This is a genomic window from Microcoleus pseudofavosus SVA1_A4, assembly GCF_036700565.1.
Taxonomy (GTDB): domain Bacteria; phylum Cyanobacteriota; class Cyanobacteriia; order Cyanobacteriales; family Microcoleaceae; genus Microcoleus.
Window position 1 is genome coordinate 46,642 of sequence record NZ_JAUBPE010000026.1, and the last position, 22,832, is coordinate 69,473.

A 22,832-nucleotide genomic window follows, 5' to 3' on the forward strand; every position below is an offset into this window, starting at 1 on the left:
CGTAGGATGCGCCAGAATAAATGCGCATCACATAAATAGTAGGGTGCGCCGGGCCGCGCACCTTACTCAAGAATAAAGGCGGATCGCACAAATAGTAGCCTAAGAATTCGCAATTACCAGAAAGAAAAATTAAGATGAGTTGGCAGCCGAACTTTGATAGGATGATAAAAATTCAGAAAAGTTTTTAAGCCAGGTACTTATGCTCGCCTCAACTAGCGAATTGCTGAACACGGCCCGGAGAAATGCTTATGCGATCGGCGCTTTTAACGTCTACAACCTCGAAGGAGTAAAAGCCGTCATCGATGCCGCCGAAGCGCTGCAAAGTCCTGCAATGCTGCAACTTCACCCCAGCGCCCTCAAATACGGAAAATCGCCTTTAGTCGCGCTTTGCATGGAAGCAGCGCGCAAATCTTTAGTGCCGATCGCAGTACACTTAGATCACAGCACCTCAGAAAAAGACATTAACCTCGCCCTAGCCGCCGGCATCAAATCAATTATGGCAGACGGTTCTCCTTTGTCCTACGAACAAAATTTAATATTTACTCGCGAAATGACTGAATTATCCCACGCTAACGGTGCGGTAGTTGAAGCAGAAATCGGCAGAATTAGCGGCACGGAAGACGGTTTGACAATCGAAGAAAAAGCCGCAAAAATGACCGATCCAGTGGAAGCAGTAGAGTTTATTAAAGAAACTAAAGTTGATTTTTTAGCCGTAACAATTGGCAACGTTCACGGCAAATATTTCAGCGAACCAAAACTCGATTTCCCGCGTTTGGCAAAAATCCGCGCTTCAGTTTCGGTGCCGTTAGTGTTGCACGGTGCTAGCGGTTTGCCGGAATCCACGATCGATCAATGTATTACATTAGGTGTATCTAAGTTTAATGTGAATACGGAAGTTCGCGATGCTTATATGGATGTGTTAAAAACTACCAGTTCTTTGTCAGACCCGGATTTGTTGGAAGTTATGGAAAAGGCGATCGATGCTATGCGATCGGTAATTTCTGGCAAACTGCAACTTTTCGGTTCTGCTGGTAAAGCTTATCTGCATCAATCGCCCTAGGCGGATGAATTGACTGCACATAATGCGAGTGACAAACAAGCTAAAACCAATCAAGTTCTTGTCAAATCTTAAAGAAATAGCCTGTTTGTAGTCAGGACTTCAGTCTTATTTTGAACAGAACTTACGCACTTCGAGTCCTCGAAACCGGGTTTTTTACCGAATTTTCGGTGTGTAATATCAAATCCAGTAGCATCGGAATTATAAGAGTGCGAGCGTCCACAGCGAACTATTTAGGTAGTTCGCTGTGGACGCTCGCACTCTCGTCGAGAGAAATATATAATTCCAATGCAACCGGAAACGATATAACGCGTCTTTTCGTAAAAAAACAAAGGTGATGGGTTCCCATGCGTCCAGGACTATTGAAGTAAAAAAACAACTAAAGTCCTGACTGCGAACCATTTTGCAGTCAGGACTTCAGTCCTCTCTAACCGTTTAAAAATCGATCTGGATCGATGCCAGATTCCCGCAGCCGCCGAATTAAAGACTGCAATTGAGCTTCCGCTGACTCGGCCCGCTGCCGCTGCTGTTCCGCTTCAGTCAGAATCCAATTGCCATCAACATCATACCAGCGCAACCACAGTCGATCGATTCCCTGAAACTCTCCTTGCCACAAACCCAAGCCCAAACTTAGGTCAGCAATCCACACTCGCGAGTCGGACAATTCTAATTCTTGATAGTGTCCGGCCTTCAATTCAAACACTCGCAACCTGTTAGTATAGCGGCTGAAAACGGCATAAACAGGAACCCGCAAAATTTGCTCGTAAACCTCCCATTTTCTCGGCGGTTCCTCCTTCGTCTCCGGCTCCAAAACTTGCCCGTTACCCGCAGCGTTTCCCGACTGAGGTGGCAACTTTTCCTCATCGATATTTTCGCCTAAATCTTCTTTTTCCGTTCCCGGCGAAAGCAGTTCTACAATTACAAAAGGATTCACGCCTTCCTGCCAAGTAACATAACTCATCCGCAGTTCGGATCGATCGTAAAGTCGGGGAACTCCCACAACTCCAAACCAATCCGGCCGCTTGTGCCAGAGAGTGTGATGCACGTCATAATAAAGGTTCATGTCGGTGCCGCTAAATATCTCAGAAGCTGGATAATTCCGAGGTCGAAACGTCAGGCTCAACAACTGCGGCTGCAAATCGTGAAATTCGTCAGGCAAACCAGGTTCCTCCGGGTCTTCGCTAGGTAAATCGTACATCGTCGGCAGTGTTTCTCTGGGCGATCGCGGCGGATCGCTTTGCGGCACTGGATATTTAAAAGGCAACATATAATATTGATAAATGACTGCATTTATGCTAACATCACTTTAACACTTACAGGACGAGCGCCAACACCCTGTAAAACTTTTCTCTCAAGCTTTTCTATCAAGCTTTTCTTCCTCTCTTCCGTGAAGTCAATCTAAAATCTCAAATCTAAAATCGACGGACCCGAACTTCTGCACTATGATCGACATTCCTCAACTGATTGCTAAAGAACTTTCCATCAATCTCTCTCAAGTCAATAATGCTCTGGAACTTTTCGCTGAGGGAGCAACTATTCCGTTTATTGCCCGCTACCGCAAAGAACGCACGGATTTGCTGAATGAAATTCAGTTGCGGGATATCTCCGATCGCTTCACCTATTTGACTGAAATTGAAGAGCGCAAAAAATCGATTTTAGATACGATTAACTCTCAAGGCAAACTCACTGAAGAACTGCAAGCTAAAATCGAATCGTGTTTGCAAAAAAACGAACTCGAAGACCTTTATCTGCCTTACAAACCCAAGCGGCGGACGCGAGCGACAATTGCTAGAGAAAAAGGTTTGGAACCCCTGGCAAATTTTATCAAATCTCTGAACCTGCCGACAGCTAAGCCTGCGGATCTCGAAGGGGAAGCTAGCAAATATATTTCGGAAGAAAATGGCGTTAAAACAGCAGAAGAAGCTCTCAAAGGTGCTGGGGATATTTTGGCGGAAGCGGTTTCGGAAAAAGCAGAATTGCGGGCTTATTTGCGAGATTTTTTGATGAAATCAGGACTTTTTGTCTCGAAAATTAAAGATGATTTCCCGGAAGGAAGCACTAAATTTGAAATGTACCGCAATTACCAAGTTGCAGCGAGAAATGTTCAGTCTCACAATATGTTAGCGCTGTTTCGCGGGGAAACGGAAGGGGTTTTAGATTTGGAACTGGCGTTTGATGAATCGGCAGTGATGGCTTATTTGGAAGCTCAGGAAATTAGAACTAGGATACCGTTCGTTAAAGAGTTTTATCGATCGACTTTGAAGGACGCCTTCAACCGACTGATGAAGACTTCGTTAATTACGGAAGTGCGATCGCACAACAAAGCCGTCGCCGATATCGAGTCGATCGCCACTTTTGAAACCAACCTCCGCGAGTTGCTGCTGTCGGCGCCGGCGGGAATGAAACCCACACTGGCGATCGATCCGGGATTTCGCACGGGGTGCAAAGTTTCCGCCCTTGATGAAACCGGGCAATTTTTAGAATATCAAGCAATTTTTCCCCACCAAGCGGCAGCTCAGCGACAGCAAGCTGGTAAAATTGTCAAGCATTTAATTGAAAAATATAAAATTGAATTAATCGCGATCGGCAACGGTACAGCTTCCCGGGAAACAGACGAATTTGTTTCGGAAGTTTTGGCAGAAATGGACAGAAAACCGATTAAAGTCATGGTGAATGAATCCGGTGCATCGATTTATTCAGCAAGCGAAGTGGCGATCGCCGAATTTCCCGACCTCGACATCACCGTTCGCGGCGCAGTCAGCATCGGACGGCGCTTGCAAGACCCCCTCGCCGAACTCGTGAAAATCGACCCGAAATCAATAGGAGTCGGTCAATACCAGCACGATGTTGACCAAAAACTGCTCAAAAAGAAACTCGACGAAACAGTCGAAAGCTGCGTTAATTATGTCGGAGTTGACTTAAACACAGCCTCGAAAGAACTGCTGACATTTGTATCGGGAATGACGGCAACAGTTGCCAAAAATATCGTCAATTACCGCAACGAAAACGGCGCCTTTAAAAATCGCCGTCAACTCCTGAAAGTTCCCAAACTCGGCCCCAAAGCTTTTGAACAAGCAGCCGGGTTTCTCCGCATTCGCGGCGGCGAAAACCCTCTGGACAATACAGCAGTTCATCCAGAAAGTTATCCTGTCGTGCAGGCGATCGCCAAGGATTTAGACTTGCCACTCACAGGAATAACACAAATATCAGAAAAAATCAAGACTGTAAATATCAAGAAATATGTCACAGAAAAAGTCGGCGAGCCCACACTCCGAGACATTATTTCCGAACTAGAAAAACCGGGAAGAGACCCGCGAGCCGAGTTTAAATATGCCACTTTCCAAGCAGGAATCAAAGAAATCTCCGATTTGCAAGTTGGGATGGAATTGGAAGGGATAATCACGAATGTAGCTAACTTTGGAGCATTTGTTGATGTGGGAGTGCACCAAGATGGTTTGGTTCATGTTTCTCAATTAGCCGATCGCTTCGTAGATGACCCCAAACAGATTGTTAAAGTCGGGCAAGTTGTGAAAGTGCGGGTTTTGGAGGTGAATGAGAAGTTAAAGCGAGTTAGTTTGACGATGAAGCTGCAAGAAAAACCGCAACCGCAAAATGGCAATAGCGCGAGGCTTCCGGCCCCGCGCCGGCGTTAAAACTTTGGGGAAAGCTGAAAAAGGGCGATCGCGTTCCGCCCCGCAAGCTACGGCTATAATAGTGTAATCCTCACCAACCTCAAAATTATATGGTTGCAAGTAAAAGCGACACCTACGTCTCCCCCGAAGACTATTTAGCAGGCGAGAAAGTCAGCCCGATCAAACACGAGTACAGACAAGGTGAAATCTATGCAATGGCAGGGACCAGCAAAGCTCATGTTATCATTAGTCTCAATGCAGCAATTTTGCTGAGAAATCATCTTCGAGGAAGTGGCTTCATAACTTACATGGCAGATATGAAAGTTCGGATTGAGGCATCAAATTTCTATTATTATCCCGATGTCGCGGTGACTTGCGATGAACGGGACAGAAATGCTGCTGAAGATTTCATTCGCTACCCGCGCTTAATTGTCGAAGTTTTATCCCCGACAACAGCGGCTTTCGACAGAGGCGATAAATTTGCTGATTACCGCACTTCTGAAAGTTTGCAAGAGTATGTATTAATCAATCAAGAAAGAGTTAGTGTAGAGTGTTTTCGCCGGAATGCAGAGGGTTTGTGGGTGCTTTATCCTTACAGTCAAGGACAAGAAGTTCAGTTTGCTAGCGTTAATTTTAGCTGTGCGATCGAGACATTGTATGAAGATGCGATCGAGATTGGTTGATTTTAATTACTCCAGAATCACTGGAATAATTTGTAATTATATCTTGAATATGATTGAACCGCGAAGACGCGAAGGACGCGAAGGAAGAGAAAAGAAGAAGAAGCTGGTAATTGCTATTTTTTCTTGGTGGCTTTCCAAGTGCCGCCGTAGAAGTAAAAAGGATTGTTTTTACTTACCAATTCCCAACATTTAAGACACAAAAAAAACCACTGCCCCGACTCGTCATACCGGGCGCGGTAGAGAATCGGGGCAGATTGAGAACAACGATCGCAATATTTGATTCTGATTGCCCTGGCCATTGTTACTCAGTTTCAAACAATAACGGACTCTTGAGGGCGGGCGAATATCATGCGGCCAGCGCTAGTTTGCAGGGCGCTGGTGACTACGACTCGGGCTTCGGCGCCGACATAGCTGCTGCCTGCTTCTACGACAACCATTGTGCCGTCATCCAAGTAACCGATTCCCTGAGAGGGTTCTTTGCCTTCTTTGCGGATTTTGAGTTCGATCGTATCTCCCGGTAAATAAGTGGGGCGCACCGCATGAGTCAAATCGTTGATATTCAAAACCGGCAGTTTTTGGACGGTAGCTACTTTCGATAAGTTGTAATCGTTGGTGAGCAAAATGCCGTCGATATCCAAAGCGAATCGGACTAATTTAGCATCGACTGTGGCAATATCTTCGTAGTCGGCCGAGTGAATTTGAATCCGTTCTGGATATGTTTCTTTGATGCGGTTGAGTACATCTAAGCCGCGGCGCCCGCGCACTCGCTTTTGATCGTTGGCGGAATCAGCTACCAGTTGCAGTTCTTGGAGAACGAATTGCGGAATAATAATTTGACCTTCGAGGAAACCTGTTTCTAGCAGGTTTTCAATCCGGCCGTCAATAATGCAGCTAGTATCGACAACTTTGGCACTTGCTGGTTTGAAAGTACCTTCGGCTACCAACACTGTGTCTAAGCTTTTGGGGTTGATCAGCCGCAAGAAAGCGCGGCCGTGAGTGTCTGTCAAGCTGACGCCTGTGAAGCCGAACATGACGCTGCCCAAGACTGCGACTAGAGGTTTGATGAAGCCGAACTCGCGGGGAATTGGCAGCAGGAATAGCGGAGCCAGCATTAAGTTCGCTACTAGCAGTCCGATGATTAAGCCGATCGCCCGCGTCAGCAGCATCTCCACCGGCATATCGCCGACTTGCTTTTCCACCCGGCGGTAGGTTGTTTGAGCCACTAATCCGAGCACGAAGCCGATTAATGCTCCAAACGAGCCTAGTACAGAACTTAAACCTTGTATATTTGTAACTTGCTCCAGCAGCTCGATCGGCAGGAGTTCGACTCCGTAATAGCCGATCCCTCCGCCTGCGATTACGAATGAGATAATTATGATTGCATCTAGCATTGTTCTAGGTTTATGAATTTATTCACATTATATCTTTCCAGTGCTGATACTTGTGTTCATCTTTTGGTCGGATATCGCTATATTTACTGAGGGATTTTTATAAACTTATATTTCGCGGTTGTCCCCTTTGGGGGATGTGCGATCGAGCTTCGCGGCCGGAGAGCGCGGCCCGCCGATCGCCGGGCACGAGCTGCGAATAGACCGCCCTGCGGTCTGTTTGGGAATTGCTGCGGCTCGAAATTAGTTGAGGTTAAACTGTAAAGAGCCGTAGCTTGCGGGGCGGGACGCCATCGTTCGCAGCGCGTTTTTACTAAGAAAATGTCATAATATACATAATTATTCATGACGGTTTAATTAAAACTTTAGATTTGAACTTGCACTTTTGGCTTGATATATAATGCACCCTACCACAGATTATTTAACATTTGAATTAAAAAAAAGCGTGCAAGTGGCAAATTCCGGCATTCCTAGTTCGGCTTATCTGCACGTACCTTTTTGTCGCCGCCGCTGTTACTACTGCGATTTTCCGGTTTTTGTGGTGGGCGATCGCAAAAATGGCGAGAATTCCGGGACAATTGTGCAATACGTTGCCGTAATGTGTCAAGAAATTCAAGAAACTCCAAATTTAGGCGCATCTCTGAAAACAGTTTTTTTTGGCGGCGGCACGCCTTCGCTGCTTTCTGTCAGTCAGTTGAGCAATATTTTAGAGACTATCGATCGTAAATTTGGGATTGCTGCTGGGGCAGAAATTTCTATAGAAATAGACCCGGGTACGTTTACTTTAGAACAGTTGCGGGGATATGCAGCGGCGGGAGTAAATCGAGTTAGTTTGGGAGTGCAAGCTTTTCAGGATGAATTGCTGCAAGCTTGCGGGCGATCGCACTCTGTAGCCGAAATTTTTGAAGCAGTAGAAATAGTGCGATCGGCTGGTATTGTCAATTTCAGTTTAGACCTGATTTCGGGACTGCCGCACCAAACTTTAGAACAGTGGGAAGCTTCCCTGAAATCGGCGGTGGAAATTAGCCCGACTCACCTGTCGAGTTACGACTTAATTGTTGAACAGGGAACTGCTTTCGGGCGCTACTTTCAAGCAGGCGCGCAGCCGCTGCCAGCAGATGAAACCGCTGCTCAAATGTACCGTTTGGCGCGGGAAATTCTCACCAACGCTGGCTACGAACATTACGAAATTTCTAATTACGCTCGCGATGGCTATCAGTGCCGCCACAACCGCGTTTATTGGGAAAATCGCCCTTATTACGGTTTGGGAATGGGGGCGGCGAGTTACGTGGAAGGCCGGAGGTTGACAAGGCCTCGCAAAACTCAAGAATATTATCAGTGGGTGCGATCGATGTCTCGCCTCAATTCCCCTGCTACCCCAAAACTTGGAGGGGAAACCCAGCCAGAGATGGATCGAGAAATTGAGCAAAATTTTCAAGTCTCAGAAAATGACGTTTTGTTAGAAACGCTGATGCTAGGTTTGCGTTTAGCAGAAGGAGTTAGCCTGTCGGCGCTGACTCAAAAGTTTACTCAACAAACGGTTGATAAAATTTGGCGTTGTTTGCAGCCGTACTGGCGGCAAGGATGGGTGGAAATTATGACTGCGGATGGGGCGATTCCCTACGAGATAGCTCCGCTTCACGCAACTTTAGGCGAGGGCGCGAAACTGCCGTTTTCGGGCAATTTGAGGTTGAGCGATCCCGAAGGTTTTTTATTTTCTAATACAATTTTAGCCGATTTGTTCAGCAACTTAGGCGAAGATAATTAGCTCTGTCTGAGGAAGTATATCCCCAGGCAAGCGCGATCGGCCCTAAAGCCGGGACCGCCAATGGGCTAGGAATGAAATTCAATTGCTCCCTAGCTTTATATTGTCAAAAATGCCCTATTTTCTATCGATCCCTAAACAAAACTTAAAGGCGAACTAAGCCTTGAGATAGACGCCGCGACTGCACTCCAGCCGTCATACTTAAGACTGAACATTTAAAAAGTAATTTAATGAACACTTTAACTATCGATCGCAACCAAACCCAAAACCAGCCCTGTCTTGTAATTAGCGAGCGCGGCTGCAATCCGGCTTCCAAGTGTAATTTTTGCGGTCACTACCAACAGGCAAGAGGTTCAGTGGGTCACTGTCAATTGTTGAACGCACCTGTTAGGGGAGGATGGAAATCTTGCACTTTAGCAATGCCGGCTTTTGCACCTTCTTGGGAATACCTGGAAGGCGCTGATGTTTCCCCTGCTAAATTTATTAATTAAGCCAAACAATGTAGAAAAAATGTAGAAAAAATTTTGTTTTGAGTGGTTATATGCTATAATAAGTTGAGACCAGTCGCCTATCGCTCGCACAAGTTTACCCACAAGTTAAAAAGATGAATTTGACACTGACTCAGGTAATTTCCGAACCTCATGCGCGTATTTTGTGTTGGTATCTAAATAATACTAGCAAAGTGCAAATCGCTCGAATTACAAATATTCCTAATTGGTATTTTGAGCGGACGGTGTTTCCGGGGGAACGTTTTTTGTTTGAAGCGCTGCCGTCCGCTCAGTTAGAAGTTTGCAGGAGTGCGGAGACGGGTGCTATTGTGTGCGAGCGAATTTTGTGCGATGGGCTGCGAGTTGAAGAGTTAAGCACGGCTGATTGAAGATAATTCCCCATACTTACCGACGAGGGGTAGAAACCCGGTTTTTTTTCAGAAACCGGGTTTCTCTGTATGATGATAAAAACTCCGTTGGCGATCGCACTCCCAACCTCATAAACCCGGTTGATTCGTAGATTTCTCGTTACTCAGCCCAAACTTCGTAGAAACCGGGATTCTCGCCACCCCATGCGTCAGCCCTGAAACTGTCGGAAATGTTAATCTAAGCTAAATTATAGAAAATCAACCACTGTTTAATACTAAAACCCGATGTCCCTCACCGAACAAATCCTCTCCCAACTCCCAGGAGACGCCCTCGGAGGCTTGCGAAAGGTCGATCGACTCTGGGAAAACCTCAAACAAAACACCGCACCAGCACCCCAAGCAGTCAAACACAGCCAACAACCCCTCGAAACCCTCGACTTCGACATAGTTATCGGCGGCGGAACCCTAGGAATATTAATCGGTACAGCCTTAGCCGTGCGGGGTTGGCGAGTAGCCTTGCTAGAACGCGGCATCCTGCGAGGCCGCGAGCAAGAATGGAACATTTCTCGCAAAGAATTAGACGCATTCTTAGAACTAAATTTGCTATCTGTTGAAGAGATTGAAAAGGCGATCGCCACCGAATACAACCCAGCCCGCATCAGCTTTGCCAACACCCCCGACATCTGGATTTCGGGCGTACTAAACATCGGAATAGATCCAGTTTACCTCCTCGAAACCCTCAAGCAGCGATTTCTAAAATCAGGAGGAAAACTCTTTGAAAATACACCATTTAAAACAGCAACAATTCACCCTGATGGAGTCGCAGTAGAATCTGCAAGTACCGACGAACAAGCTGCTACAAAAATATTTAAAACCAGATTATTTCTAGATGCAATGGGACATTTCTCCCCCATTGTCCGCCAAGCAAGACAAGGCAAAAAACCCGACGCCGTATGTTTAGTAGTCGGCAGTTGCGCTCGAGGATTTCCCAAAAACGACACGGGCGACATATTTGCATCCTTCACCCCAATACAAAATCAGTGCCAATATTTTTGGGAAGCCTTTCCAGCCAGAGACGGCCGCACCACCTACTTATTTACCTACATAGACGCCGACACAGAAAGATTCAGTTTAGAAACATTATTTGAAGAATATTTGCGCTTGCTTCCCCAATATCAAAACGTCGAACTCGAACAGTTAAAATTCCAAAGAGCACTCTACGGATTCTTCCCCTGCTATCGCCAAAGTCCTCTCAAAACGCCTTGGGATCGCATACTCCCAGTCGGAGACAGCAGCGGCAGCCAATCTCCCCTCAGCTTCGGCGGTTTCGGCGCAATGGTGCGCCACCTCAAACGCTTGACTCTAGGAATTGACGAAGCTTTGACAAGCGAAAGTCTAGACAAAAATTCCCTCGCACTTTTGCAACCCTACCAGCCGAATCTATCAGTTACCTGGTTGTTTCAGCGTTCGATGAGTGCTGCGATGAATCAAAAAATAGACCCCAATCAAATCAATCAACTTTTGGCGGCCGTATTTCAGGTAATGGAAGAGTTGGGAGAACCGGTGCTCAAGCCGTTTCTTCAGGATATCGTGCTGTTTCCGGCTTTGTCAAAAACTCTGTTGAAAACAGCAATTAGCCATCCCGGATTGGTTATGAAAATTATTCCGCAGGTAGGAATAGCTAATTTGCTCGATTGGATGGTTCATTATGTAAATTTAGGAATTTATACGGGATTGCAGCCTTTGGGGAAAGCAGTAGAACCGCAGGTAAAAAAATTAGCACCCGAACAGCAATACTATTTTCACCGATTAGTTGAAGCGTGGCAATACGGCGCTGGAGGTGATTATTAAGTGATTGATTGTGGCACGGGCATCTTGCCCGTGGCTGATATATGAACAGGCAAGATGCCTGTTCCACAACATAATTATATATGAACAGGCAAAATGTCTGTTCCACAACATAATTATATATGAACAGGCAAGATGCCTGTTCCACAACATAATTATATATGAACAGGCAAGATGCCTGTTCCACAACATAATTATATTAGTTGTGAGTTATGAAGGAGCTATAACTGCTAAAGCTTTAGGAATCACTCGGAATTTTGCAGGCGTGTGAGTTGTGATTTCACCGTCGGTATTAATCGGACGGCGTTTGCTAGTATTAACCTCAAATTCTTGAGCGTGCAAGGCGCGAACGTTAGGCCAAGTCGTATGATTTCCTTGCCTCATAGCTGGCAGCAAAGCAATGATTTCCCACCAGTTTTTTATTTCCAAACTGTACAAATCCAGTCGCTTGTCGTCGATTGTGGCATCCTCGGCGACTGTCATGCCACCGCCGTAATAGCGGCCGTTGCCAATGGCAATTTGAATAGTTTTAACATTAAAAGATTGGTTGTTAACCCTAATTTCTGCTCGAAACGGTCGCGCTGACAAAAGTGTCTGCAAAGCAGTAAAAGCATAAGCTAAAACTCCCCAACGCTGCTTTACGTCTTTAGTCAGCCGCTGGGTAATTTCCACGCTCAATCCCAAACTCGCCACATTAAAAAAATGCTTGCTGTTCACCCAACCCAAGTCTATTAGCCGAACTTGACCGCTGGCAATTACTTGACAAGCTGCGGATAAATCTGTAGGAATTTCCAGAGTGCGGGCTAGGTCGTTAGCAGTTCCCATCGGCAAAATCCCCAAGGGTAACTTGGTATCTATCAAACCTTCTATGGCCGCGTTGAGAGTGCCGTCGCCGCCGCCGATTATTACTAATTCGACTCGATTTTGGTAGCGGCGAATTGTGTCGGGAAGTTCGCGGGCGTGTTCGGTAGATTCTACAATTAACTCAAAACCCAGTGCTTTTAATTCTCTCGTGGCTTGAGATAATAGCTTTTGCCCTTTTCGGGAGTGCTGGTTTACTAAAAGTAGAGCTTTCTTCATTTGTTAATTTTTAATGAGGAATATAAAGTGTTTTTAATTACAAAAAGTATAGCTTGATGCCTTAACTGGATGAAATTAATGCTTTACTTCCATTTTACCAGTTATGATGGATTGACAAAAATGTCAAAAAATGGATAATTTTAGCAAAAGATTCCTAAAAAGTACCTCCGGCTCTGAGCTAGCAGCAAACAATCTCGCTTCTCGATCGCAACTAAATTAAAATCATGTCTAATATTTTAGAACAAGCGCAAGTCGCTGCCGATCGCCAAAACTGGGCTGGGCTAGTCGAATGCTTGCAGCAAGTGACAGCCAAGGGCAGCCTGCCACAGGAACAACATATTTTAGAGCAAGCTGTCAGTTTAGCAATACAAGCCTTAGAATGGGGCGATTTTCAAGACCGCTGGGAAATTGCTAAAGTATTGCCCAATCTGGGAAATGGGGCGATCGCACCTTTAATTGCCGTGCTCGAAGACGAAGACGCAGACACAGAACCCAGGTGGTTCGCCGCCCGCATTCTCGGAAAGTTCGATCGCCCGGAAGTGATGCAAGCTTTAGTCAAATTAATCAAAAATTCCGAGGAAGAATTGAGCCAAATCGCCGCCGAAACCCTAGGGAATTTCGGCCCGACAGCCATAGAATCCCTAGCAAATCTCCTACTACAAGAAGACTCGCGAGAATTTGCAACAGCAGCACTCGCCCAAATTCGGCGCACCGAAACCATCGCACCGCTGTTGAGCGTAGTCGGAGACTCTCAAGTTGCGGTGCGGGCGCACGCAATCGAGGCCCTGAGCAGCTTTCACGACTCCCGCATCCCGCCGGTACTGGTATCCGCGCTCAAAGATCCGGCGACAGCAGTCCGAAAAGAAGCGGTGCGAGCTCTCGGAGTACGCGCCTATTTAGATGCAGAATTAGATTTAGTTAACTTGCTCAAACCTTTGCTTTCGGACATCCGATTAGAAGTTTGCCAGCAAGCGGCGATCGCTCTTGGGCGTCTGAAAACCGATGCGGCGGCGGCCGCTTTATTTGAATTGCTGCAAAAGCCCACAACTCCGGTTGAATTGCAAATCGAAACTGTGCGCGCCTTAAGCTGGATGGAAACTGCAACCGCTTTAGAATATTTGCAGCAAACCTTAATTGCCGAATTGGATAACACAAACTCTCCTGTTTGTCAAGAGATTGTCACTGTTTTAGGGCGAGGGTCAAAGCCGGAATTAAAAGCGAAAGCTGCTGAAATTACGATCGATTTGCTCGCAAGCCATCATCCCGCCGTGCAGTCCGTGGGAATCAAACAATCTTTAGCTTTAGGGTTAGGGCAATTAGGAGAGATGAGAGCGCTAGATGTCCTAATTAAACTGTTGGCAGACCCAGACAACAGCGTCAGGCTGCACAGTTTATCAGCGCTGAAACAGCTAGGTGGTGGTGAGATAAAGCAGCAATTAGAAAGTTTAGTTAAGCAACAAAATCTGGAACTGGGATTGAGAGAGGGAATTGCGATCGCCCTGCAAGAATGGCCGGAGAATTAAGAGCGAGAGGATTTGCGGAGGGTGATTTAGGAAGCTGAATGCCACGGGTATAGCTCATCTTTCGGAATATGAGCCTAAGTCCTGTTTGGCTAGAGTCAAAATCTATCTATCTAAAGGTCGATGAAATATCTGTCAATATTAATAAATTAGATTTTTAAAATTAAAAAACGGTCGATCGGGCAGATTTCTATTAGCAGAAGCGATCGCTGCCAATTTCAGATTAGATGTTCATCCAAATAGCCAACTTGTTTAGCTTGTAGATGCGCTGTCTTCGCTCTCTTTCGCCAAGACAGTGCTTTGCCACAAACCTTAGTTAAATGTGCCAGCCCTTGTAAGTCCTGACGACATAGGAGTTGTGTTTACCTTTAGCGATCGCTAATGCTGCCAACTAATCTTCTACCCAATTAAGTAACCCAAGAGAAGTAACAGCTCCAAAAAAATGAGCGCCAATCAGATTGACGTTTGCCAGCGTCACAAAAATATCTAGGGAACGAATCACATTTTCCGGCGCATAAGCTGCCATCGCTTGCGGTTGACTGAGAGTTTTCGCTAGGACTACAGCAACTGTTTCTTCAGAAGCGACAAACGCGATTAATACCCCCACCAAACTAGAAACTAATCCAATCCGTAAGGTGTGAGTAATATGTTCTTTGCTGGGATATACCTCGGAATTTTCGGCGTGCAAAAGTCGGCCTAAAAGCCTATAGCGAAAATCCCAAAAAATTCTAAAGCACAGCAATAAAATGCCAAGTATTGCTAAAACTACCCCGAAACCAATACCTGCATTATTATTAGTTTGCTCGCTCATGTTGCGACCCAACACAGCAAAAAATAAAACAATGCCGGAAACAGCACCCAAGAATAACTGTATCCAGAAGCTAAATCGACTGAACAAGCGAAAAGTTGCGACGAATTCGCTTTGGGTCATCGGTTGCGGCAAGGATTCTGGTTGATTCATGATATACACCTTATTGCTGAATTGAACGTCAAAAAAAACGAGGTAAGAAAGAGGTTCTGCTTGTCTTCCTGTCGCCAGCGATCGCCTTGTGGTTAGCTATTAGACTTCTCCAGAAAACTCTGTTCAGCACAGGCAGGATTCCTGATGTTTGGGAACTGATTTAGGCAATTTCCGGTAAATAAAAGGTTGAACTCAACAGAGCCACTGTTATTGTGGTTGATTTGATTTTCCTAAAATCCTCCCGGTTCTGAACCATCAATTTCTTCTTGCAACAATTGCAACAATGGAAATTTAAAATCTTAAAAATTGACTTAGGTAAAAGGTCTATTGCCCCTGTTCAACATTTTAAAATCTGGCTTCTATCTTAATTTAATCTAAGTAGCCCAACCTTGTCATCTGTCTAATGCCATAAGAAAATATCCACCTGATGGAAGATGATTGAGGGAAAAGTTATGATAATAGTTTCAGTTAAGTGCGATCGATCGTACTATTGGCGATAGATGCTTGATTCCCAACTGCCACACCAGGGCGCATACATTCTTGCAGCGTCCATAAGCCCGTTAGGGCAGCTATTGCAGCTCCCAAACTATCCACAATCAAATTAATAATCGTATCATTCAGGCTCTCAATCACTTCGGTTGAGAGAACAATACCAGCCGTCCATTCGGCAACTTCCCACAAAGCACCAATCCCAATCCCCAAACAGGTTATTGTTAGCAAATACAGCAGTTTAGGGTTGCGGAAAATAGTCAGCATTGAACTTTATGCTAAAAAACTCAATGCTAAAGTCACGGTAAAAGTCGTGAAAGCACGAACAATTTCATCATCCTGACTAAGAGCAGCTATTATCGAGCGAATATGCTTTCATTAGCTTTGACTACCCAGTGATATCTCATTGTTAAGCTGTCGCGCATTTGAATTGTATATTCAAGGCGGGCGGGACGCCCAACCCCTACTCCCCACAAGAGTTTGATTGTTTTTTAAGATACAATTTAAATGCAGAACAGCTTATTAATTGTATTGCATAAGAGCGGAAACCGCCGCAAATTTAGGGTGCGCCATAAGCACCTTAAGTAGAACTTAAATATTTAATTTTGAACTCGATAACTAAAAAATCAAAACTTTAGCTCTGCTCAATTGGCAGCCGCACTCCGAAAGTCGAGCCGAGTCCTTCCCCGGGACTTTCAGCCCAGACAGTGCCGCCGTGGAGTTCCACGAGATGGCGGACGATCGCCAATCCCAATCCCAGACCGCCGTAATTGCGCGTAGAACTGCTGTCAGCTTGGCGGAAGCGATCGAACACAAACGGCAAAAACTCCTTGCTGATGCCAATTCCCGTATCGCTGACGGCGATCTTCACAGAGTGAACTGGAGAGCGAGGAGACAACAGGGCGCTACCCGCTCCTCGCGGTTCCCCCTCCTCCGAGAGCCTGATTTCCACGCGACCCGACGGTGGCGTAAACTTAATCGCATTCGAGAGCAAATTCCACACCACCTGCTGCAAACGAGTAGCATCGCCCGTCACCAAGCTCACCCCTTCACCGTAAAAACTCGCCAATTCAACTCCCCGAGCTTCAGCATCAGGGCTCAGCGCCTTCACTGCGGTTTCTACAATCGGCACCAAATCCACGGGGCGCAGCTTCAAACACACTTTGCCGCTCACAATCCGGGAAACGTCCAGCAAATCCTCAATCATCTGAGTCTGCAACCGCCCGTTTCGCTCGATAGTCTCCAAAGCCACAGCCGTTTTTTCGGCACTCAACTTGCGCTGTCGCAGTATCTGGGCCCAGCCCACAACCGCGTTTAAAGGTGTCCGCAACTCGTGAGAAAGCGTTGCCAAAAACTCGTCTTTAATCCGGTTGGCTTCCGCCGCTTCCCGGTAAAGCCGCGCATTGTCGATCGCCACCGCCGCATCCCGCGCCAAATCCTCCAGCAACATTAAATCGCCCTCGCCGCAGCGGCGGCCGGACTCCCCGCACAGCAGCGAAATCACTCCCAGCGTCCGCCCGCGAGCCATCAGCGGCACGCAGATTGCCGACAGCGGGGTGTGGGAGCGCAGCACTTTCAGCAGATCCCTGTCCGAGACAACCGCCTCGATCGCCCAGTCGGGTATTTCTGGGTAGATTTTCGACTCCCCAGTCCGCAGCACCTTTGCTACTCCGTGGCGTCCCTGGGGGTCTACGGGCAAGCGGCGGTCGATTTGCCACAGCAGAGCGACTTTGCTCGGATCGGAGTGAGCAACTGCTTGCAAGCGGATCGAGCCGTCGGGCTCGATTAAATGCACGCAGCACCAATCCCCCAGCTCCGGGACTGCTAAATCTGCCAAACCTTGCAGCGCCTCCTGGTAATCCAGGGAAGCCGACGACAGCAAAGCCAAAGCTCGCGCGCGGAAATCGGCTGTTTGGGTCGCTCGCTGGCGATCGTCAATATCGGTACAAGTCCCGAACCACTTGATGATTTTCCCCTCAGCATCCCGCACGGGCAATGCTCGACCCAGATGCCAGCGGTAAGCCCCGTCAGATGCCCGTTTAAAGCGGTATTCCACCTCGTAAGTCCCCCCCGTCTGCACGGAGGTATTCCAGCGTTCTAGGCCGTTTTCCACGTCATCTGGATGCAAAACTGGCTGCCACCCCCAGCCTTGAGTTTCCGCAAGCGTCAAGCCGGTATATTCAAACCAGCGCTGGTTGTAGTAGTCTACCCAGCCGTCGGGTCTGGCAGTCCAAACTATTTGCGGGATGGCTTCAGCGAGGACGCGGTAAAGGTGTTCGCTGGCTTCGGCTTCGCGGCGGGCCGCCTGTTCCCGCGCCAATGCCCGATTCCGCTGTTCTTCGGCTTCTTTGCGATCGCTGATGTCGCTAATCGCGCCGATCCATTTGCAAGGATTGCCTTGTTTGTCCAGCACTGCTTTGCCCCGATCGATCCAGTGGAGATAGCCGCCGCGCTGGCACTGCACGCGGTATTCCTGAAAAAATGGGGCGACAGAACTGTCTGGCGCGCTCAAATACCGATCGACCGCAGCCAGGACTCGATCGCGGTCGATCGGGTGCAAGATACTGTTCCAAGCTGCTCTCGTCCTAGGAAATCCGCCTTTTTCGTACTGCAAATGTTCGTCTACGTGACCGAACCACAGCACGATCCCGGTCTCGATATCCCATTCGTAAATCAAATCGCTGGCACTTTCTGCAGCAATCCGAAACCGCTCTTCAGACTGTCGCAGCACTTCCAGAAATTTAAAACGTTCCGTCACGTCCAAAACCAGAGACAGCACCGATATCAACTGTCCCGAATCGCTGTAAAAAGCCGAATTGTACCACTCGCAGTGCACCAGCGAACCGCACTTATTATAATTGCTGTTGCGAACAACATTGCACCGAGCCTCTTGGTTTTTTAAACTATAAATTGCCGATTGTACATCTTCAACCTCGCCCTCACCAATAAATTTCCATTCGCTAAAATGCTTGCCTAAAACTTCTGTTGCATTCCACCCAAAAATCTTCTGGGCCGCCGGCGACCACCCGCTGAGGCGAAATTTATCATCCCACTCTATCACCGCTAGGGGTGTATTTTCAAAATGAGAAGTGAGTTTTTGCAGCGCGTCGCGCAGGGATGCTTCTACTTGTTTGCGGCCAGTAATATCGCTAAAAGAAATAGCAATGCCGTCGCCCAACTTAACGGTCATAATCCGAAACCAGCCGACAATGCCTTCGCTGTTGTAAGAAATCTCGGTATCGAGGGGAATTCCTGTTTCTAAAACTTGCACGTAACGGTCGAACAAATTGTTATCTTTATGGCCGGGCAGCACTTGCAGCAATCGCTTGCCGATTAATTCTTCTGGGGTACTCTGCTGAATTTTTGCCGCTGCGGGATTGACGTATTCCCATTCAAAATCCACAATTGTCGATTCGTCGCGAATGCTGCGAAACACGTTAAATCCGTCTAGAGATAATTCCTGAAAAACGCGGAAGCGTTCTTGGCTTTCTTGCAGCTTGTCTACAGTGTCAAGCAGGAGTTCTTCGACTAGCTCGCGCTGCGTTATTTCTGCAAGCAATTGCTCGTTAATTTGCTGGAGTTCGGTTGTGGGGGATGCGACCAAATTTTTAATAGCAGAGTCGGCTTGCGGTCGATCGACCTTTTCAGTTTCCAGCGCTGTATTTGCTGGAATAGAGGCCGCCCCAGCCAAAGCCAACATTTGAGAAAACCAGGGCATCACTTCCGCTACAGCCCACACAGAGATGACAGCCGTCACGGCGGCGATCGAACTTGACAGCAAGTAGCTGGGATGCCCCAGCATCCAAACCTGCATCAGGTGAGTTGTCCCGCCCCAGAAAAACCAGGCTCCCAATAGGACAAACCCCTTGCTCAAAGGCACGTCCCGCTGCTTCCTGGCAAAGTATGTCAGCATCGCTGGAATTGAGTAATAAGCCAAGGCAATTAACAAATCGCTTACCGCCTGCAGTCCCATCAACTGCGGTTGCCACTGGCAACATCCACCTTGGGGAATAAAATTGTGGTTAAATGACATAATCTTAAGAAATTGCAGCATTTCGGCTTTCCTGTGCGATCGATCGTACTTGCACTTGTGTTGCTGACTCGCTAATTCCTAGTTTATACACAAAGAAACAGCCAAGCATCCCCGCATCTATCTTGCGGGGGAGTGTCAATTGCTAATGCCTTGGCAAGTCTTGCCCCGGAATCAAAACTAATCTGTACCTGTATCAACGTCTACTAAATTCTTATAGTAAATGGGTTAATGTCACTGATGATCTTCGAGGAAAATGTCTGAAACCATCTCGAATTAAACATCCATGCGCTTAGAGCAGCTTCAAGCATTTCTTTCAGTTGCTGAAACCGGTAGCTTTCAGCAAGCGGCCCGGAAGTGCGGCGTTACCCAATCGACTATTAGCCGCCAAGTGCAGGGATTAGAAGCGGAAGTGGGTTTGTCGCTGTTTCACCGCACAACCCACGCGAAGCTGACTGTGGGGGGAGAATGCCTGCTGCCTCACGCTCGCAAAATCTGTCAGACTTGGCAAAATGCTGCTGAAGAATTGGGAGACTTGCTGGCGGGAAAGCAGCCGGAATTGTGCGTGGCTGCGATTCACTCGGTTTGTGCTGCTTATTTGCCGCCTGTGTTGCAAAAGTTTTGCCACGACTATCCTAACGTGCAGTTGCGGGTGACTTCCTTGGGCAGCGATCGAGCTCTGAAAGTCCTCAAAGACGGTTTGGTGGACATAGCGGTGGTGATGAACAACCGCTATTTTACTCAAGCCCCGGAAATGTTGGTTGAGATGCTCTACAGTGAGCCGATCGAGGTGCTGATGGCGGCGGGTCATCCCTTGGCCAAGTACGATCGAGTACCTTGGTCGGAATTGATTTGTTACCCGCAAGTGGTGTTTAAGGACGGGTACGGAATGCAGCGGATGGTGCAAGAACAATTTGGACGCATGGGTGCTAAACTTCATGCTGTTTTGGAACTCAACACTCTCGATGCTTTTCGGGGTGTGGTGCGACAGGGAGAATTGATTGCTTTGCTCCCGCATTCAGCTTTGGTGGACGCGAAGGGCGATCGCACTTTAGCAATTCGGTCGATCGCCAGCGAGAGTGCAAATTCCAAGGTTTCGGCGATCGGTCAATCGGCGATCGATCTAACATCTTGCACCATTCTTAAGAACGGGCAAGATGCCCGTTCCACAAGAGATGAATTTTCTTGTGGAACAGGCATCTTGCCTGTTCCTAAAAGGCTTATTGAGAATGGTACAACCTCTCAGATCGATCCGACTTGGACTCGCGAAGTGGTGTTGGTGACAACTCACGATCGAATGCAAATTCCGCCGATCGCCCATTTCTGGAATCTGGTACGCGAATTTGTGCCGCCTTTTGATGTAATCAAGCTAGAAAAATCAGGCAGTTAATTCGATAATTTTGAATTGATATAGCAGTCCTAAATCAGTCGCAAAATCGATCGAGATCAGAATCCTTGTAGTGCGAGCATCTTGCTCGCGTACTATTTTTCAAATAATTTTGAATTGATAGTTCGGAATTTTAAATTTAAAACGGTTCAAATATTACCAATTACTAACTACCAATTACTAACTAGCAACTACCAATTACCAACTTCAAAAGTTATGAGTGACGCCTTTAGAGAATTGCTGCGAAAAATTGGCAGCGGAATACACACAGGAGAAAATTTAACTCGCTCCGAAGCAGCAGCAGCCACGCGGATGATGCTGCTGCAAGAAGCAACACCGGCTCAAATCGGAGCTTTTATGATTTCCCACCGCATTAAACGGCCCACTGGGGAAGAATTAGCCGGAATGCTCGATGCTTATGAAGAATTGGGGCCTATGCTTGCCCCCCCAAACCGAGAAAAAGGGTTTTCCGTCTCTACCGCGGCCGTGTTTGGCGTTGCTTACGACGGGCGATCGCGCACGGCTCCAGTTAGCCCAATAACCGCCCTAATTTTAGCCGCTAGGGGCGTCCCAACCCTCATGCACGGGGGGGAGACAATGCCAACCAAGGAAGGCATTCCCCTGATTGAAATTTGGCGCGGTTTGGGAGTAGACTGGAGAAAACTCCGTTTAGAAAAAGTCCAACAAGTTTTTGACAGTACGGGTTTAGGTTTTGTTTACCTTCCCAAGCATTTTCCTCAAGCCGCCGCTTTAGTACCCTACCGCCGCGAAATCGGCAAACGGCCACCTTTTTCGACAATGGAGTTGATGTGGTGTCCCTGTGCCGGCGACGTTAACGTCATCTCCGGCTACGTCCACCCACCGACAGAAGGTATGTTTCAAAAAGCCTTTGAGTTGCGGGGAATCAAAAATTATACCACAGTCAAAGGATTGGAGGGAAGCTGCGATTTGCCGCGCGATCGTACTGCGATTATCGGCATTGCTAAGCCGGACACTGAGTTCGAGCGAGTGCTTTTGGCTCACGGAAATTACGGTTTTAGCAGCACCAATCCGGCCTTTGAATCAGCATCTGAGTTATTAAAACAAATGCAGGAAGTGTTGCTGGGAAAACCGTCAGAATTAATGCAGTCTGCTATCTGGAACGGCGGATTTTATCTGTGGCGCAGCGGAGTTTGTTTGGATGTAAACTCGGGTTTAATTGAGGCGGAAAGTTTATTAAGCAGCGGTAAAGTCGTGCAAAAACTTGAGGAAGTTAGCCAAGCCGTTAGTGTTTTGAGTTGAGAATGACTACTGACAGTTGACAGTTGACCCTTGACCGTTGACCGTTAACTACTGACTACTAACTACTGACTACTAGACATCTCCAATAATTATTGTGGAACAGGCATCTTGCCTGTTCAAAACAGGCAATTCTTGCGATAACTACTGACTGCTGACTACTGACTACTGACTACTGACTACTGACTACTGACTACTGACTAATGACTAATCATAAAATTGCAGTAATTGTGCTTGCAGGCGGTCAAAGTTCGCGGATGGGCAGGGATAAAGCTCTGCTGGAAATTGAGGGCAAATCCCTCTTGCAGCGGGCGTTGGAAGTTGCAGCCGTTGTAACCCCCGAAGTTTATGTTCTGACTGCTTGGCCCGATCGCTATCGATCGACCTTAACCGAAACATCCCAATTTCTGGTAGAGTACAATCCAGGCTGCGGGCCATTGGTTGCATTGACTCAGGGATTGAAAGAAATAGCCGCCGAGTGGATTTTACTGTTAGGTTGCGATTTGCCTTTGTTGAATGCTCAGATTATTCAAAATTGGGCAAGTCAGTTAACAGACTTTCCCCAATCAACTTTAGCAGTTGTGCCTTATCAAAATTCGCGCTGGGAGCCTTTATGCGCCTTCTACCGCCAACAATCTCTGCCCAGTTTGCAAAGTTTTATTGACCGAGGGGGACGTTCCTTTCAAGTGTGGTTAAATCAAATCCCCGCAATCCCTCTACCTGTAGGGGAACAAGAAGCAGTAATGTTATCGAATTGCAATACATTAGCAGAGTTTGAGCAATTAAAAGGTAAAATGGTTGACGGTTGACGGTTGACAGTTGACAGTTAACAGTTAACTGACTAATGACTAATGACTA

19 protein-coding genes are annotated in these 22,832 nt (G+C 47.1%); 11 read left to right on the forward strand and 8 right to left on the reverse strand.

Annotation, left to right across the window (positions count from 1 at the left end; translation table 11 throughout):
- The first annotated feature begins 199 nt into the window (after positions 1–199).
- A complete protein-coding gene (locus tag QUA02_RS13415; protein ID WP_333028403.1) occupies positions 200–1,060 on the forward strand; it encodes a class II fructose-bisphosphate aldolase in 861 nt (286 codons plus the stop codon).
- A gap of 424 nt (positions 1,061–1,484) precedes the next feature.
- On the opposite strand, the gene QUA02_RS13420 is transcribed toward QUA02_RS13415, so the two are convergent.
- Entirely contained in the window at positions 1,485–2,324 is an 840-nt protein-coding gene (locus QUA02_RS13420; protein WP_333028405.1) for a Uma2 family endonuclease, read from the reverse strand.
- A 175-nt stretch (positions 2,325–2,499) separates the two neighbouring features.
- On the opposite strand from QUA02_RS13420, the gene QUA02_RS13425 reads away from it, so the two are divergent.
- Both QUA02_RS13425 and QUA02_RS13430 read left to right on the forward strand, forming a co-directional pair.
- Positions 2,500–4,710, forward strand: coding sequence for a Tex family protein (locus QUA02_RS13425; protein ID WP_333028407.1), 2,211 nt, complete (start codon positions 2,500–2,502; stop codon positions 4,708–4,710).
- A gap of 89 nt (positions 4,711–4,799) precedes the next feature.
- Positions 4,800–5,372, forward strand: coding sequence for a Uma2 family endonuclease (locus QUA02_RS13430; protein WP_333028410.1), 573 nt, complete (start codon positions 4,800–4,802; stop codon positions 5,370–5,372).
- A gap of 113 nt (positions 5,373–5,485) precedes the next feature.
- On the opposite strand, the gene QUA02_RS13435 is transcribed toward QUA02_RS13430, so the two are convergent.
- Together QUA02_RS13435 and QUA02_RS13440 are read right to left on the reverse strand one after the other, a co-directional pair.
- A complete protein-coding gene (locus tag QUA02_RS13435) occupies positions 5,486–5,671 on the reverse strand; it encodes a DUF8622 domain-containing protein (protein ID WP_333028413.1) in 186 nt (61 codons plus the stop codon).
- A gap of 12 nt (positions 5,672–5,683) precedes the next feature.
- Complete coding sequence (locus tag QUA02_RS13440; protein WP_333028415.1) at positions 5,684–6,763, reverse strand: PIN/TRAM domain-containing protein; 1,080 nt, start codon at positions 6,761–6,763, stop codon at positions 5,684–5,686.
- A 397-nt stretch (positions 6,764–7,160) separates the two neighbouring features.
- Between QUA02_RS13440 and hemW the strand changes: the two genes are divergently transcribed.
- From hemW to QUA02_RS13460, 4 genes are all read left to right on the forward strand, one after another.
- A complete protein-coding gene (gene hemW, locus QUA02_RS13445) occupies positions 7,161–8,528 on the forward strand; it encodes a radical SAM family heme chaperone HemW (protein WP_333028417.1) in 1,368 nt (455 codons plus the stop codon).
- Positions 8,529–8,755: 227 nt separating this feature from the next.
- The gene (locus QUA02_RS13450; protein ID WP_333028418.1) at positions 8,756–9,016 is read left to right on the forward strand and encodes a hypothetical protein; all 261 of its coding nucleotides are present in this window, start codon (positions 8,756–8,758) and stop codon (positions 9,014–9,016) included.
- 113 nt (positions 9,017–9,129) lie between these two features.
- The gene (locus tag QUA02_RS13455; RefSeq protein ID WP_333028420.1) at positions 9,130–9,402 is read left to right on the forward strand and encodes a DUF1830 domain-containing protein; all 273 of its coding nucleotides are present in this window, start codon (positions 9,130–9,132) and stop codon (positions 9,400–9,402) included.
- Between the two features lie 264 nt (positions 9,403–9,666).
- Complete coding sequence (locus tag QUA02_RS13460) at positions 9,667–11,232, forward strand: FAD-dependent oxidoreductase (RefSeq protein WP_333028423.1); 1,566 nt, start codon at positions 9,667–9,669, stop codon at positions 11,230–11,232.
- 207 nt (positions 11,233–11,439) lie between these two features.
- Here QUA02_RS13460 and QUA02_RS13465 read toward each other — a convergent pair whose 3' ends face one another.
- On the reverse strand, positions 11,440–12,309 hold the full coding sequence (locus tag QUA02_RS13465) for a lipid kinase (RefSeq protein WP_333028426.1): 870 nt from the start codon (positions 12,307–12,309) through the stop codon (positions 11,440–11,442).
- A gap of 224 nt (positions 12,310–12,533) precedes the next feature.
- Here QUA02_RS13465 and QUA02_RS13470 point away from each other — a divergent pair, with 224 nt between their 5' ends.
- On the forward strand, positions 12,534–13,832 hold the full coding sequence (locus QUA02_RS13470; protein ID WP_333028427.1) for a HEAT repeat domain-containing protein: 1,299 nt from the start codon (positions 12,534–12,536) through the stop codon (positions 13,830–13,832).
- A gap of 388 nt (positions 13,833–14,220) precedes the next feature.
- On the opposite strand, the gene QUA02_RS13475 is transcribed toward QUA02_RS13470, so the two are convergent.
- The 4 genes from QUA02_RS13475 to QUA02_RS13490 form a co-directional block, all read right to left on the reverse strand.
- Entirely contained in the window at positions 14,221–14,790 is a 570-nt protein-coding gene (locus QUA02_RS13475; RefSeq protein WP_333028428.1) for a DUF3611 family protein, read from the reverse strand.
- 468 nt (positions 14,791–15,258) lie between these two features.
- The gene (locus QUA02_RS13480) at positions 15,259–15,546 is read right to left on the reverse strand and encodes a DUF2238 domain-containing protein (protein WP_333028431.1); all 288 of its coding nucleotides are present in this window, start codon (positions 15,544–15,546) and stop codon (positions 15,259–15,261) included.
- Positions 15,547–15,913: 367 nt separating this feature from the next.
- A complete protein-coding gene (locus tag QUA02_RS13485; RefSeq protein ID WP_333119258.1) occupies positions 15,914–19,333 on the reverse strand; it encodes a PAS domain S-box protein in 3,420 nt (1,139 codons plus the stop codon).
- On the reverse strand, positions 19,317–19,451 hold the full coding sequence (locus tag QUA02_RS13490) for a hypothetical protein (RefSeq protein ID WP_333028436.1): 135 nt from the start codon (positions 19,449–19,451) through the stop codon (positions 19,317–19,319). Before QUA02_RS13490 ends, QUA02_RS13485 begins: the two co-directional genes overlap by 17 nt.
- A gap of 144 nt (positions 19,452–19,595) precedes the next feature.
- Here QUA02_RS13490 and QUA02_RS13495 point away from each other — a divergent pair, with 144 nt between their 5' ends.
- The 3 genes from QUA02_RS13495 to QUA02_RS13505 all read left to right on the forward strand — a co-directional run bounded on the left by QUA02_RS13495 (position 19,596) and on the right by QUA02_RS13505 (position 22,783).
- The gene (locus QUA02_RS13495) at positions 19,596–20,699 is read left to right on the forward strand and encodes a LysR family transcriptional regulator (protein WP_333028437.1); all 1,104 of its coding nucleotides are present in this window, start codon (positions 19,596–19,598) and stop codon (positions 20,697–20,699) included.
- Between the two features lie 213 nt (positions 20,700–20,912).
- The gene (locus QUA02_RS13500; protein ID WP_333028439.1) at positions 20,913–21,977 is read left to right on the forward strand and encodes an anthranilate phosphoribosyltransferase family protein; all 1,065 of its coding nucleotides are present in this window, start codon (positions 20,913–20,915) and stop codon (positions 21,975–21,977) included.
- Positions 21,978–22,177: 200 nt separating this feature from the next.
- Complete coding sequence (locus QUA02_RS13505) at positions 22,178–22,783, forward strand: molybdenum cofactor guanylyltransferase (RefSeq protein WP_333028440.1); 606 nt, start codon at positions 22,178–22,180, stop codon at positions 22,781–22,783.
- Positions 22,784–22,832 lie beyond the last annotated feature (49 nt).

Bases quoted from the DNA above. Each gene is read 5' to 3' on its own strand.
- QUA02_RS13450 (WP_333028418.1), top strand. From the start codon at position 8,756: ATGAACACTTTAACTATCGATCGCAACCAAACCCAAAACCAGCCCTGT.
- QUA02_RS13425 (WP_333028407.1), top strand. From the start codon at position 2,500: ATGATCGACATTCCTCAACTGATTGCTAAAGAACTTTCCATCAATCTC.
- QUA02_RS13455 (WP_333028420.1), top strand. From the start codon at position 9,130: ATGAATTTGACACTGACTCAGGTAATTTCCGAACCTCATGCGCGTATT.
- QUA02_RS13430 (WP_333028410.1), top strand. From the start codon at position 4,800: ATGGTTGCAAGTAAAAGCGACACCTACGTCTCCCCCGAAGACTATTTA.
- QUA02_RS13440 (WP_333028415.1), bottom strand. From the start codon at position 6,763: ATGCTAGATGCAATCATAATTATCTCATTCGTAATCGCAGGCGGAGGG.
- QUA02_RS13470 (WP_333028427.1), top strand. From the start codon at position 12,534: ATGTCTAATATTTTAGAACAAGCGCAAGTCGCTGCCGATCGCCAAAAC.
- QUA02_RS13415 (WP_333028403.1), top strand. From the start codon at position 200: ATGCTCGCCTCAACTAGCGAATTGCTGAACACGGCCCGGAGAAATGCT.
- QUA02_RS13485 (WP_333119258.1), bottom strand. From the start codon at position 19,333: ATGCTGCAATTTCTTAAGATTATGTCATTTAACCACAATTTTATTCCC.
- QUA02_RS13475 (WP_333028428.1), bottom strand. From the start codon at position 14,790: ATGAATCAACCAGAATCCTTGCCGCAACCGATGACCCAAAGCGAATTC.
- hemW (WP_333028417.1), top strand. From the start codon at position 7,161: ATGCACCCTACCACAGATTATTTAACATTTGAATTAAAAAAAAGCGTG.
- QUA02_RS13460 (WP_333028423.1), top strand. From the start codon at position 9,667: ATGTCCCTCACCGAACAAATCCTCTCCCAACTCCCAGGAGACGCCCTC.
- QUA02_RS13505 (WP_333028440.1), top strand. From the start codon at position 22,178: ATGACTAATCATAAAATTGCAGTAATTGTGCTTGCAGGCGGTCAAAGT.
- QUA02_RS13420 (WP_333028405.1), bottom strand. From the start codon at position 2,324: ATGTTGCCTTTTAAATATCCAGTGCCGCAAAGCGATCCGCCGCGATCG.
- QUA02_RS13465 (WP_333028426.1), bottom strand. From the start codon at position 12,309: ATGAAGAAAGCTCTACTTTTAGTAAACCAGCACTCCCGAAAAGGGCAA.
- QUA02_RS13480 (WP_333028431.1), bottom strand. From the start codon at position 15,546: ATGCTGACTATTTTCCGCAACCCTAAACTGCTGTATTTGCTAACAATA.
- QUA02_RS13500 (WP_333028439.1), top strand. From the start codon at position 20,913: ATGAGTGACGCCTTTAGAGAATTGCTGCGAAAAATTGGCAGCGGAATA.
- QUA02_RS13435 (WP_333028413.1), bottom strand. From the start codon at position 5,671: ATGGCCAGGGCAATCAGAATCAAATATTGCGATCGTTGTTCTCAATCT.
- QUA02_RS13495 (WP_333028437.1), top strand. From the start codon at position 19,596: ATGCGCTTAGAGCAGCTTCAAGCATTTCTTTCAGTTGCTGAAACCGGT.